The following is a 13,412-nucleotide window of genomic DNA, read 5'->3' on the forward strand; positions in this document are numbered from 1 at the left end:
TTAAAGACGCCAATCCCAATGATCTGGTCCACTCAGAACAGCTTCAACGGTGTACTGGCTTGCTTCATCGGCAGTAAGCTGTTTGGCCCAAGGTACACGTTCGCTACTTCCTGCACCTGGTCCAAAGTTATCAAACTCTCCAAATCTTGCGGTCTGCTCATTGGATTCCTTGCCCCAATTATTCCAGCCGCCCGGCTTGATATGGTCATCCATATAGGTCTTCAAAAAAGTAACATGAGCGTAAGGGCGCCATGGCCGTCCGAGATCCACCTTGCCTGTCAAGCCATTTTCTGTTGTCAGACGACATTGAATAAATACAAATCCCGGCTTGTTCTCTTCTGTTGAAGCTGCTGTCACATATCCGGCACGCAGGCTGTGTATGATCGAATTATCAAACACAGCGGGTGCATTGCCAAATATAAAATCTACACTGCCACTGATGTAGCTGTCCTTGAAATACTGTCTGCCACGGTTCACAAGCAACGTATCCTGTAGGCCGGTAATTTTGACATTGTGATACTTACCACGATCGCCTTCGGCATATAACGCTACAGCCTGCACCTGCCCGGTTCCTTCTGTATTGGCAACCGTGACATTCTCCAACACAAAATCAGGACTTTGCACACGCATGGTATAGCTGTTGCTTGTTCCTAATTCTTTTCCATCCACCACGGTTTTGGCCGTATCATCAAAAGCAATGATCGTTTTATCCCGATCTTCTCCGATAATACTCAGGTTTTTCTTAGAGGAATTCACCTTTATTTTCTCACGATACGTACCGTTTTTGAGATGGATAACTGTCCTTGTATTGCTGTCGTCAGGGACTGCGTCAATAGCTGCCTGGAGAGATGTAAAGTCAGCAGGACCATAGGTCGCTACCACCACACTAGTGGGATGAGTTCCTCCTGAATCTGTCAGGTTGCGGATGGTGACATGGCTGAATTCCGACGTATTGTAATTCCATACATCGTTTTGTGGTTTGGATGCATCAGTAGCCAACCCGAACAATAGCGGTTGATGATCCGGCACATCTATAACCGTTTCACCAACCTTCTCCCAGTTCGTCACACCATCTGCGGACACCCAGCCGGTAACCTTTGGTCCTTGTCGTACCAGACGAACCGAATATGGCGTTGTAATAAACGTCTCCATTGACGCACGTTTCGTCTTACCCTCCGTTTGATCACGACTGATAAGAATACCCTGTTTGCCATATTTAACAAATGCTAAAGACATAAAAGCCATTTTTGATCCAGGCTTCAGCGATTCACGAATCATTACACCCGCTTCGGCATTATCATCCACTGGGGTAATATGTTCCACACGGGCTGTAATTTCAGTGTCACCTTCCCATTTTTGATAAGCATAATGGAAAATATCTGCCTTACCGTCAACGTCTCCCGCTGACTTCAGTCTTATACTGCTGCCGCTTGCATCTTCTTTTAAGACCTGAGTATGCCCTTTTATATAACCATCATTGCCCTCAGAGCCAATCTCTTCGCTGAGCCAACTTCCCGACGGCGCAGTCGTATTGACGTGAATGGTAACAGGATTGGAAAATGCAGCATTCCCCTTGCGGTCGGTCACCCGTACAATAATATAATGGGTACCGTCTGTTACATGATTCCAATCGAGATGATAAGGTGCGGTCTCTACTTTACCAACAAGTTTGCCGTCAATGATAAATTCAACGTGAGCAATACCATCTTTGTCCTTGGCTGTTGCTGTTATGGTCGCATCCCGGCCTGCTTCCAAAATATCGTTATGCTTTAGTGAACGTCCGTTTGCATCCGACACCTGAACGACAGCCTCTGGATTATTCACCTCATTTCCATTCGACAGCTTCTCAATAAGATCATTTAAATAGACCTCCAGATTCGTATAACCCTTGGCAAAATGAGCATACGCCCCTGTGCCGGCAAGCCCCTGACCGTTACGATCATCTGCATTATTGGGGTCCAGCCCATGGGCACGTTCCCATTCATCCGGCATTCCATCATGGTCACTGTCAGAAAGCTCCGTCGTCGTTACGTTAGAATCGTCATAAATCCACCCTGCTTCACGCGGAGAGTTAATAAATGCACCCGTTCCATTCTTCACATCATTCATAATTCGGGCGTCCACCGCATCTCTTCTTGGCAGCGTGGCTCCTGAGCCGGCAAGCACCTCCGTATATGCGGTTTGTGCATCTGTCGCTTGATATGGACCGTACGCATCGGGTGAGATTCCGTTGTCGTATTCCCCTCTGACTTCAATCGGCTCCGCCAAACGGGTGGACGGATCAATAATGGACCCAATGGATGTGCCAAGCTGCCAGTTGTCTTTCGTAACCGAGTCATTGCCGTACATATAGTTACCACCAATAAAGATGCGTGTTTTATATTTTTTACTACCCACGTCTACAAAAATTTGACCGCGAACGCCCTCATATGTGTTAGGGCCATACTTATAATAGTTATTTAGCACATTATACGATCCTTCACCACCGCCGTATGAGGAGAAAAATCCCCAGTTATAAATGACATTATTGGTCATTTCCACAGCGTCGATTTGTTTTTTATCGGTTGGAAAACGCGGATTACGGCTTGCATTGTGAGCCAACAAGTTATGATGATAGGTGGAATTTCGTCCACCCCATATGCCGCCATAGCCGTGGCGACCTTTCTGGTGCGTAGTCATTAGCATACTTTCGGACGCAATGGACCATTGTACCGTTGTATTGACGTTGTCATACAGGCTCAGTACCTCATCCACCGACCAGCTAAAGGAACAGTGATCAATCATTATATTTTTATGGTATCTGGCTCCTAACGCGTCATCCTCACTGGGGTAACGGTCGGTCAATCGGAAACGCAGGTAACGGAGAATGACGTTATCTGCATCAATCCCTGTTGTGTAATCGCTTACAGTTATACCGTCGCCAGGAGCTGTCTGACCCGCAACCGTCAGGTTGTTTCCCAAGATTTTAAGTGGCTCCTTGAGATGAATCGTTCCACCCACCCGGAATACGACCGTCCGATTATCGGAGCTGACCGCTGCGCGAAGAGATCCGGGTATGATCTGCTCCCCTTTGCCGTAGTCTGCCAGCGTGGTAACCTCATACACTTCACCTCCGCGTCCACCGGTAACATATTTACCGCCACCCTCAGCCCCCGGAAACGCCGGAATATCCGTCGCCACTTTTGCCCCCTTTGCGTTCTCTGTTCCTACCGCAGTCTCCGCTTGGATTAGTGGCGGGCACAAGGTCAACAACAATGAACCCACAACCACGTTACATAGCACCTTTTTCCATGTACGCTGCTTGCTCATATTCTGTTTCCTCCCTAAGATTTTCTTCCACATCAGCGCATATTTTTATAAAAACACGATCCGAGACGTTCAGAAGCGCCTTCACCTCCTTTCATCAATCTTTTCTGCTTTTATCATTGGCAGGTTGTCATATATACTGTTGATGTATGAATGCGCTTACTTATCTTAATTTGTAAAGGAAGAAGCACATGAATGAAGTGAAAGAAGATAAATATGTCATTGGCGAACAACAATTCTCCATTCATCACATCTATCGTACCGGTTTCACAGTTATGCCCCGGCCTCATGTCCACGAGAACTATGAGCTGTATCTTTTACTGCGAGGCGAACGCATCTATTTTATGAATGGCAAGGTATACACCGCTCGCAAGGGGGATCTGATATTCATCCTTCCTCACGACTTGCACTCTACCGCCAGTACGCAATTGCAGGAAACAGAGCGCATTTTGATTCATTTTTCTCCGACGTTTCTCCCACAGCAGGATCATGACATTCTTGACCTGCCGCCATACCAGCAATCCGCGTTACTTCGCTTACCTGCGAGAGAGCAAGTGGAAGTTGAACGTTTATTCCTACAGATGAATACCGAATGCAGGAATAAGCAGCCTCTGCATGACCGTTGCGTACAGCATTTACTGCTGGAAATGCTGATCCTGGTGCACCGATCGGAAGCGATCGAGCGTAGTGAACCTGTCTCCTCCCATCCCATGCATCAGAAAATCACGGAAATTTCTTCTTTTATTCAGGATCATTACAATGAACCGTTAACTCTCGAACAAGTGGCTGCCTGCTTTTTCATTAGTCCAGCTTACCTAAGCCGTATCTTTCTAAAGTTGACTGGTTTTCATTTCAGCGAATACATCCGCGTAGTGCGGGTCAGGGCGGCCCAAACCAGACTTCGAACCACCAAAGACAAAATCCAGCATATTGCAGAGGATGTCGGGTTCGGTCATGCTTCCCACTTTAATAAAATCTTTAAAAAAATAACTGGGCTCTCTCCTCTTCAGTACCGCAAGCAGGTTCGGTAGATATTCAGTGTAAAGAATTAGACGCCAATTTTATACCTCCGCTCTTGTCTTGTTTTTCCATTTTTATATCCACTTGCTCTTTCATGGAACTAAATACAAGCCGCATTGGAATAAGTAAAATGCACAAAAAAACCATACTTCGCTGCAATGCGTGCACCGAAGTATGGCTATTACATAGTCATTTTACATCTTTAAAATTATAAATTACTCTTTCTATGACCATTATTGCAACGCTTTAATATCCTGAATCAGCAATTCAACATTTTCTTTCTTCGTAGCCCAACTGGTACAGAATCGAACTGCACTATGTGTATCATCAACCTTTTCCCAAAAGGAGTAAGTATATTTTTCACTCAATGCTTTTAGTATACGATCTGGTAAAATCGGAAACTGCTGATTGGTTGTAGAACGGTATTGAAAAGAAAAACCTTGCTCAGATAATCCGTTTTGAAGCAGCATGGCCATGTCTATCGCATGTTTGGAGATTTCAACGTATAAACCGTCTTCAAACAAAGTTTCAAATTGAATGCCCAACATTCTTCCCTTAGCCAGCAGCCCCCCTTTTTGCTTGATCATATATCGGAAATCTTTTTTCAATGTATCATTTAGAATGACTACGGCTTCTCCCATCAATGCTCCAATTTTTGTCCCGCCAATATAAAACACATCGCAAAGCTGTGCTATATCCGCTAAAGATGCATCGCTATCTTCGGCCACCAAGCCATAGCCCAATCGGGCTCCATCTATGAACAGTGGTAAACCACATTCTTGACAGACTCTACTTAATGCTTCCAGCTCTGCTTTGCTATAGATCGTTCCATTCTCAGTAGGTTGGGAAATATAAACCATCCCGGGCTGTACACTATGCTCAGGAGCGGCATCATTCCAGTGAGCGTCATACAAATCTTGTACCTGCTCGGCCCGGATCTTCCCATCTCCGCTTGGCAAAGTAAGTATTTTATGTCCAACAGCTTCAATCGCTCCGGTTTCATGAACCGCAACATGTCCCGACACTGCCGCAACGACGCCTTGATGCGGACGCAGAATAGAAGAAATAACAGTGGTATTGGTCTGTGTACCTCCAACCAAAAAGTGTACATCCGCATTTGGGGAGTCACATGCTTCTTTAATATATGCTCTAGCTTTTTCACAATGATCATCCACACCATAACCTGGAGTTTGTTCATCATTCGTCTCCAGTAGTCGCTTTAATATGCGCTCATGGGCACCTTCGGTATAGTCGCATTCAAATCGTATCATTCTGTATCCTCTCCAAATTATCCAATTTCTTCTGAATTAACAACATAGAAGCATGCAATTCTTGTATCTCTTCTTCTGAAAGTCCTTGAACTAATTTTAGAATTTGTTCATCAGACCTTTCATTCAGTTGGTTATAGAACGCCTTTCCTTTAGGAGTCAAACGAATCAGATTTGTTCTATTATCCAACGTTGAATTTTCCTTAACAAGAAAGCCCTCTTTGCAAAATTTAGCAATGATCCTACTCATATAGCTGCGATCAATTTTAAGAGATTCAACTAGAGTATTCGCTATACATGGCTCGATCAACCCGATCTCTATAATGACACGAGCCTCGGTAAAGGAATATCCGCTATCCAGCACATGTCTATCCAAAACACCCAGTATATTCGTATAGAACCGATTAAAACGCCTCATATCCGCTATGATATTAGCATCTATATTGATCATAACTCCCCCTATTTAGTGGACTTTTGCAACAATTATAGTAAAGATTTTTGTGGACTATGTCAATGAAATAAAAAAATCGTACATTAAGACTCTCGCCTAATGTACGATCCTGTAATTATATATTTACCTACAAGGTCAATGAGCTATCGCTATTTATAGCCTTGTCCTTCTTATGCTTCCGTTTCAGCTTCAGATGAGCTACGACCATATACAGAGTCGGAACTACAAACAATGTTAAAATGGTTGAAAAAATCAGTCCGAAAATAATGGTCGTTGCCAACGGTTTGAACAAGATCTCCCCTATTGTGGCAATAGGAATCATACCCACTATCGCAGTTAGCGAAGTAAGCAAGATCGGACGGAAACGTGCAGAGCATGCCATTAGAATGGCGTCTGTTAAATCAGCGCCTTCACGCCGCGCATCTTCAATAAACTCTATCAACACGATACCGTTACGCACGACGATACCAGCAAGTGAAATGATCCCCATAATACTCATGAATCCAATGGGCATCCCTGAAATAAAACTTCCAAGAATTCCGCCTGCCGCTGCCAGATACACAGTGGTCATAATAATGAGCGGTGTGGAGACGGAGTAAAACTGCATCGTGATCAAGAGGAGAATAAGGAAAATAACAATAACAGCTAATTTGCCCAAGTCCTTAAACATATCAGACTGCGCAGATGTTTCCCCTCCCATCTCCCAGGTGTAGCCTGGTTCAAACTGGGTATTTGTAAGTTTGCTACGGATATCATTAGTGAGTTCTGTAGCCGTACGCCCATTTCCATTGGCTGAGATCGTTACCGTCCGTTCCAGATCATAGCGGTGGATTTGTTGGATGGAAAAGTCCGGTTTCATCGTGGCTAATTGGGATAAGGGGATTTGCTCCCTTGCCGCATTGTTCACACTTAATTGTTGGAATAATACCTCAGGATCATGGTTTGGTTTGTTCATGTATATATTGACATCAAGCAATTCCTTACCCGTATCAAAATCCGTTACATTCACCCCGTCACCCATTAATAGCAAAGTACGCGTTAAATCGGAATAGCTAACCTGATATTTATCCAAGGCTTGCTGATTGATTTGGAAATTCAGATTATAGCTTTGCATACCCATATTATCGGTCACATCTACAGCTCCGGGGGTCCCCGCAACCATTTCTTTGACTTTAGTTGTCATGTTTTGCAGCTTATCAATGTCTTCTCCTTTAATACGGATAGACACCGCACTGCCGACCGGAATACCTAATTGGGGAACACGAATGCTGATTAATGCAGATGGATATTTAGCTTGTAGCGTATGGGTCCAGTTATCTACTGTTTTTTTGAGATCAAATAGCCCCTCTTTTCCAACGACAGCAATTTGGCCGTTGACCGCTCCACTAGAGCCGTGACCGCCTGCAACATCGCTGTACAGCTGAGGCGCTCCCCCACCTGCCGTTGCCGCCAGCCGCTCTGTTTCTGGCTGTTTTTTGACCCAGCTCCCAATCTCGTTTACAACTTGATTGGTTGCCTGCAACGACGTTCCTTCTGGCATCGTTACACTAATCGTGGCATCCGCTTGATCGGAATCCGGAAATAATTCAATGGGAACAACAGCAAGTAGTCCATAAGCTGCTGTACCCATCATAAGACCAATAAGCGCTGTTAACAGTGGACGTCGCAGTATTCTAGGCATCCAGTTTTTAGAGTACACATTGGATAGAGATTGTATTTGATTCCCCAGAAGTCCAGGTGGCTTAACTGTCTTACTACTCTCTTTTCCTTTACGACGTTGATCGTACCATTGACGGAAAATAGGAATAATTGTTAACGACATAATCATGGAAGCCAGCATCGTTAACGAAATAACGGTAGGTATCGGTTTAATAAAGTCACCAATAGTGCCCGGCAGGAATAAAAGCGGGGCAAATGCCGCAACCGTAGCTAGCGTAGCTGTAATGATCGATAAGGATACCTCTTTCGTCCCTTTAATGGCCGCCTCCGTAGCATCTTCCCCAAATTCAGAGCGTCGGCGTTCAATGTTGTCATTGACCACGACGGCATCATCAACCAATATCCCTAATACGATGATTAATCCGATGACTGAAATTTGATTCAGCGTGATTCCTGTTGTGGGCAAGAAGATAAAGCCAATGGCGATGGAAACAGGAATGGCTAAGGCCACAAATGCTGAAGTCAGCAAATTCAAACCTAATGTACATATAACAATGACCGATATAATAGCGATGATCATCTCTTTGGTCAGGTTTCCAAACATTTCATCGACTCGATCATTTTGCGCAAAAAGTAGTTCAAAATGTACATTCTTCGGCAAACCGCTCACAAGTTCATTGATTTTGGCTGTTGTCGCTTTAGATACCGTTGGCACGTCTGTGCCTGTATCTCCACTCACACTGATGGAAATAGCAGGCTTGTTATTCACATACGTATAACTAGTCGCTTTTTTAAAAACAAGTGAGGCTGTCCCTACATCCTTCAGAGATATCGGGTATCCATCGTCATTGCTTGAAATCTGGACGTTATTTAGGATAGATGGATCCGTAGAGGCATTTACCGTCAGCTGATAAGTACGCTCATTGAAATCCATACTTCCTGTAGGAACTCTCTCATTCTCATTTTTGATTGCTTGAACAACCTGCTCCCAGGAGATGTTATATTGTTGCATCTTTTGTGTGTCTAAACTAATTCGTACTTCTTGATCTGGTATTCCTTGAATATTAACTTGCGAAACACCCGAGACCGTTTTTAATTGATCTTTCCATTTGTTCATCAATTCATTTAACGCGTATAAATTCTCAATTTTATCAGAAGTAATCGCGTATGAACCAATGAAAGAGCTTGTCATGCTATCATTAATAATGGGCTGCATCGCATCTGCTGGAAGCTCAGACTGTGCATCCTGTACCTTTGTACGAAGATCAGCCCACACCTTTGTCGGGTCCGCATCTTCAAAAGCATCTATTATTATACTAGATTGGCCTTTAGATGAAGTGGAAGAAATCGTTTTGACACCTTGTACGGCTTTAATTTTCTGTTCCATGACCTTAGTAATGGTTTGCTCGATTCTTTCAGGTGAAGCGCCTGGATAGATGGTTGTAACACTGGCTGACAAGGGAATAACATCAGGCTGCTCCTGTTTAGGTAACGATGTAAAATTGTAGAGCCCTAGCACAATGCACATGGCGAAGAAAATGAGTGTAATTTTTTGCTTTTTAACGATATATTTAATCATTCGGACGACTCCTCCGATTTCCCAGGTACACCATTCCCAAGTAAATCACCATTAAATAAGGTTCCTGCTCCTTGCGTAACGATTTGATCTCCTGCCTGTAGCCCAGAGACCACTTCGAGCTGATTATTAGTCACTTTCCCCAGTTTAATCGGTGTTTTGACAGCTTTTCCATTTACAGCTTTAAAGACATAAGGATCATTTCCCGTACTAATTACGCCCTCTACGGGCACTAAAAGCGCTTCGTTTTGATTTATGCTTTTAGATGCGCTGATGACTTGACCAGGTTTCCAATTCAGTTCGGGATTGGGAATGCTAACTTCCACATTGATGCTTCCCGTTTTGGAGTTCGTCGATGGATAGATCTGGGTGACGGTTCCTGTTCTCATTTCATCGTAGAGAGATATATTAACTTTTTGGTTTTTCTTCCACGATAAGATTTCACTGTCTGGTACGGGGAGGAGTACTTTTAAAGTCTTGATATTTCCGACAACAAATGCCTCACTTCCACTGGAGCCCAGTTGACCATCAGATATCTTTTTTTCAATCACAACACCAGTGATCGGGGAGGTTAAAGTCGCTTTTTTCAGTGACAAGGATGACTGTTCATAAGCAGCCAATGCATCATCATAGGTAGCCTGTGCCTGAGCTTTACTGGCTAGCCCTTGTTGTATAGTAGCCCTAGCCGATTCCAGCCCTGCTCTGGCCTGATCTACGCCGGCCGAAGCTTGGGCACGCTGTTCCTGGGATGCCCCTGCAAGCAAAAGAGACAATTTCTCTTGCGCATCACTTAAGCTTTTTTGTGCGTTTGCTAATTCCAGCTGCGCATTCTCATTTTCCGTTAAAGATACCGCACCTGCCTGGAATAGACTTTGGGAGCGTGCGGCATCCGCTTTCTTCTTGTTATAATTATTAGTTGCTACAGTAACCGCATTTTGAGACTGTGCTATCTCCTGCTTTTTGGCGCCATTGTTCAATTCCTGCAATTTCGATTGGGCCGCATTGACCTGGGATTGCGAACTATGAATGCCCGCCTGTGCCGATTGGACAGAAGCCTCCGCTTGGCTAACACCAGCCTTTGCCTTTTCCATGGTTGCCTTTGCCCGATCCAGCTGCAACTGGTAATTGGATGTATCTAGCTTCGCAAGGACACTCCCTTTTTCTACTGAATCCCCAACCTCAACCATAGTGCTCAATATACGTCCATCCGCTTCAAAGGAAACATTGGCCTCATTACTTGCCTGCAATGTACCCGCCAAATTAAAATCATTGGCCAAAGGTTTCATTGCAAGTTTCTCCACTTTCACCGGGTGACTGGCTTCTGTTACAGAGTTCTCCGTTGCACTGGAGCAACCGGAAGCTACGATAGCTAATGCAACCCCTGCAATCATTATCCTAATTCCTTTTTTCTTCAACTTCATGTCATCCTCCCTGATTCTCTCTTCTAAAGGTGCTATCAGCAACCCGTGGGTCAAGTAAACTTTTTCATCCTTTTTTCATGTTATAACAATGAACAAACAAAAAAATCGTACAAAGGGGCAAGCACCTTATGTACGACTGGGCAAATAAATAACATATTTTCAGTTATTATTTCTAAAGCTGTAAAATACCACGTTCCAACGAAACAGCAACGGCTTCAGATCTGGAATCAACACCAAGCTTGTTATAAATATTCGTTAAATGTGCCTTTACGGTACGCTCGGAAATTCCCATATCAAACGCAATTTCCTTACTTTTAAAACCATGTGCAACAGACTTTAATATATGTCTTTCCTTATCAGTCAGAACTAAGTTTCTTTCATGTGACTTTGCCTCAGCTTCTCTCTTATTCGTGGCAGCAAATACCCTTGCTGTTATTTCTGGCTGAAGCAGCGTTTCACCCCTTAGCGCAGACTCAATCGTGCGAAATAGGTTTTCCCGACTGGTATCTTTCAACAAATATCCTTTTGCTCCCAAAGAGAGTCCTTTAATCATTAAATCATCTTCGTTATAGGTCGTCAGGATAATGACTGGCGTTTCATTTTGTTTTTCTCTGAGGGCCTTCATGGTTTCCAAACCACTCATTTGCGGCATATATAAATCCAACAGGATGACATCCGGCTGAAGTTCTTCGATCAATTTAAGAGCCGTTACACCTTCTCCAGCCTCACCAATCACTTCATAGCTGTCATGGGTCTCCAGCACCAGCTTTAATCCTTCTCTAACTACCCAATGATCATCGACGATTAAAACCTTGTATTTCATAATAGGTCTCCTTTAGTAAGAGGCGCCTCTATTTTTATAGCCGTACCTTCTTGAAATATACTGCTGATATTGATTTTTCCACCCAGCATCCGTACACGTTCATGTATACCTATTATTCCGTAATGCCCTGTTTGCTTGGCAATAATATCCGTATCAAATCCTTTTCCATCATCACGAATCTCGATTTCAATCTTGCCTTCGTTATCCAAAATACTTATCCATACAGTATTCGCATGTGAATGCTTCGCTACGTTGGTTAAACACTCGCTTATAATAAACAATCCATGTTCGAACACCAGTCTGGGAACCGAAGCTTTAATTTTGATGTTGCGGATTACACGAATGCTCGTAGCCATTGTGAATCGCTGTATTTCTTCCTCCACGGCTTCTGCAAAATCAACTTCCGAGATGGTTTTTGAACGCAGATTGTCTATAGCTCGCCTTGAATCAGACAATGTTCTTCGCACTTGTGACATCGATTGTTGGACGATCTCCTGAGCTCTTTGCGTACTTCCTTTTGTCAGATGAGCATCAATGGCTTCAAGTTGCATGATTAGCCCAGCAAGTCCCTGCGCCAGCGTATCATGAAGATCACGGGCCATACGTTGTCGTTCGTTAGCGATTGTAAGTTCTTCGACCTTTTGATGTGCGATTTCAAGTTCTTTAAGAACGTTTTGCGTTCGGATTCGTGCTTGAACTTGTTTGAGAAAAAGAATGGCATAAGCTACTATAACAACTGCAATGAGAAAAAATAGCGGGATGAACAATACAAATTGCCTGCCATCATTATGCCAGACTACAGCCACACAAAAAAGTACATAGGAAATCAAAAATACAAGAATGACCTTAAGCGGCTTGTAATAAATACCTATACTCTGACCCACCAAAATTGGCATTAACCCAACCAGCACAATGGAGAAACTGTCAGGTAGAAGAAATGCACTTGAAAAGATCAATCCCCCTTGCACAACAAAATAAGCCCATGAAAAATATTTTGCAACTCTTTGAGCATGCAAGTACAAGAGGATGTGTAATATGACGATTACAGTAAATAAGACACTTTGCAGCAGATTTAGACCACTAGACAAATGTTGAAGAATGACAGACTCACTATAAATTATAAAAATCCATATTATAGTTAATACTTTTGAAATATCTTTCTTCTCAAATTCACCTTCACTTTCACTTATTTCCGGATCTACATTCTGGACCTGTACATTGAATTCATCGTTCATAATTCCCTCCTACAATTCTAAATTCGGCTTTTCGACTTAATAGAGATAATGGCACTATGACGGCCTAGTCCATTTAGTTTGAACAGAAATCATTTATATATTATTTTACAAAAAAACGAAAAGAAAAAAACGTACACATGGGCAGCTTCACTTGTACGTTTGGGCATTGAATACTTTTTGTTCGATACCATCCAAGTTATGCGTCATATAAAAAGCACGCAGCAGGTTATCCTGTGCGCGCTTGACCACTTACTATTCTTCTTCCAACTCATCTGGTACATCGTATTTATTGATATGTGAAGTCATTGCTGCAACAGCTTCGCTGGCATCCGTTGTGGCCGGTACTTCTCTGACCACATCATCCGTCTGATCACGAAAGTTCAAACGATCTGCCTCAATCTCTTTCTGTTGGTTCGGTTTCATTTTTCACGTCGCTCCTTTCTATTCAAGGGTCTGATCTCGTTCTGTTAACGCGTACAAAGGTACTTCCCGTTCTTCTTCCGGGTTGTTCAGCGCATAGATCCGTGCCGTCTCACGCTGTTCATTCACATGCTGAATATAAATGGGTAGCCCATCACACAACACATTCGCCATTATGGAAGAAGACGCTATTTCTTGCGCTCTTTGAACATTCACTTAGAAAAAACCTCCCT

Annotated in this window: 10 protein-coding genes; 1 reads left to right on the forward strand and 9 read right to left on the reverse strand. The window is 43.4% G+C overall.

Annotated elements, in window-relative coordinates; genetic code table 11:
• Positions 1 to 3,309 carry a pectinesterase family protein gene (locus MHH57_RS21730; RefSeq protein WP_069011598.1) on the reverse strand — a complete coding sequence of 1,103 codons (3,309 nt, stop codon included), beginning with the start codon at positions 3,307 to 3,309 and terminating at the stop codon, positions 1 to 3.
• A 188-nt stretch (positions 3,310 to 3,497) separates the two neighbouring features.
• Here MHH57_RS21730 and MHH57_RS21735 point away from each other — a divergent pair, with 188 nt between their 5' ends.
• On the forward strand, positions 3,498 to 4,337 hold the full coding sequence (locus MHH57_RS21735; RefSeq protein ID WP_029519347.1) for an AraC family transcriptional regulator: 840 nt from the start codon (positions 3,498 to 3,500) through the stop codon (positions 4,335 to 4,337).
• 222 nt (positions 4,338 to 4,559) lie between these two features.
• Here the strand turns inward: MHH57_RS21735 and MHH57_RS21740 are convergent, their stop codons facing one another.
• The 8 genes from MHH57_RS21740 to MHH57_RS21775 form a co-directional block, all read right to left on the reverse strand.
• Positions 4,560 to 5,597, reverse strand: coding sequence for a low specificity L-threonine aldolase (locus MHH57_RS21740; RefSeq protein ID WP_029519348.1), 1,038 nt, complete (start codon positions 5,595 to 5,597; stop codon positions 4,560 to 4,562).
• A complete protein-coding gene (locus MHH57_RS21745; protein WP_307353534.1) occupies positions 5,584 to 6,045 on the reverse strand; it encodes a MarR family winged helix-turn-helix transcriptional regulator in 462 nt (153 codons plus the stop codon). Before MHH57_RS21745 ends, MHH57_RS21740 begins: the two co-directional genes overlap by 14 nt.
• 127 nt (positions 6,046 to 6,172) lie before the next feature.
• Positions 6,173 to 9,283 carry an efflux RND transporter permease subunit gene (locus MHH57_RS21750; protein ID WP_341040064.1) on the reverse strand — a complete coding sequence of 1,037 codons (3,111 nt, stop codon included), beginning with the start codon at positions 9,281 to 9,283 and terminating at the stop codon, positions 6,173 to 6,175.
• The gene (locus MHH57_RS21755) at positions 9,280 to 10,701 is read right to left on the reverse strand and encodes an efflux RND transporter periplasmic adaptor subunit (protein WP_342434509.1); all 1,422 of its coding nucleotides are present in this window, start codon (positions 10,699 to 10,701) and stop codon (positions 9,280 to 9,282) included. The genes MHH57_RS21750 and MHH57_RS21755 overlap by 4 nt, the downstream gene beginning before the upstream one ends.
• A 172-nt stretch (positions 10,702 to 10,873) precedes the next feature.
• Positions 10,874 to 11,524, reverse strand: a complete 651-nt coding sequence (locus tag MHH57_RS21760; protein WP_029519352.1) for a response regulator transcription factor — start codon at positions 11,522 to 11,524, stop codon at positions 10,874 to 10,876.
• Positions 11,521 to 12,759 (reverse strand): sensor histidine kinase, encoded by a 1,239-nt coding sequence (locus MHH57_RS21765; RefSeq protein WP_029519353.1) that lies wholly within the window; start codon positions 12,757 to 12,759, stop codon positions 11,521 to 11,523. Before MHH57_RS21765 ends, MHH57_RS21760 begins: the two co-directional genes overlap by 4 nt.
• A gap of 252 nt (positions 12,760 to 13,011) precedes the next feature.
• Positions 13,012 to 13,182: a hypothetical protein gene (locus MHH57_RS21770; protein ID WP_013373210.1), complete on the reverse strand. Its 171-nt coding sequence runs from the start codon at positions 13,180 to 13,182 to the stop codon at positions 13,012 to 13,014.
• A gap of 18 nt (positions 13,183 to 13,200) precedes the next feature.
• A complete protein-coding gene (locus MHH57_RS21775; RefSeq protein ID WP_016820419.1) occupies positions 13,201 to 13,395 on the reverse strand; it encodes an H-type small acid-soluble spore protein in 195 nt (64 codons plus the stop codon).
• Positions 13,396 to 13,412: the final 17 nt, after the last annotated feature.

Origin of the sequence: Paenibacillus sp. FSL H7-0442, assembly GCF_038593105.1 — a bacterium.
Taxonomy (GTDB): domain Bacteria; phylum Bacillota; class Bacilli; order Paenibacillales; family Paenibacillaceae; genus Paenibacillus; species Paenibacillus polymyxa_D.

Bases quoted from the DNA above. Each gene is read 5' to 3' on its own strand.
- MHH57_RS21755 (WP_342434509.1), bottom strand. From the start codon at position 10,701: ATGAAGTTGAAGAAAAAAGGAATTAGGATAATGATTGCAGGGGTTGCA.
- MHH57_RS21770 (WP_013373210.1), bottom strand. From the start codon at position 13,182: ATGAAACCGAACCAACAGAAAGAGATTGAGGCAGATCGTTTGAACTTT.
- MHH57_RS21750 (WP_341040064.1), bottom strand. From the start codon at position 9,283: ATGATTAAATATATCGTTAAAAAGCAAAAAATTACACTCATTTTCTTC.
- MHH57_RS21745 (WP_307353534.1), bottom strand. From the start codon at position 6,045: ATGATCAATATAGATGCTAATATCATAGCGGATATGAGGCGTTTTAAT.
- MHH57_RS21740 (WP_029519348.1), bottom strand. From the start codon at position 5,597: ATGATACGATTTGAATGCGACTATACCGAAGGTGCCCATGAGCGCATA.
- MHH57_RS21760 (WP_029519352.1), bottom strand. From the start codon at position 11,524: ATGAAATACAAGGTTTTAATCGTCGATGATCATTGGGTAGTTAGAGAA.
- MHH57_RS21730 (WP_069011598.1), bottom strand. From the start codon at position 3,309: ATGAGCAAGCAGCGTACATGGAAAAAGGTGCTATGTAACGTGGTTGTG.
- MHH57_RS21765 (WP_029519353.1), bottom strand. From the start codon at position 12,759: ATGAACGATGAATTCAATGTACAGGTCCAGAATGTAGATCCGGAAATA.
- MHH57_RS21735 (WP_029519347.1), top strand. From the start codon at position 3,498: ATGAATGAAGTGAAAGAAGATAAATATGTCATTGGCGAACAACAATTC.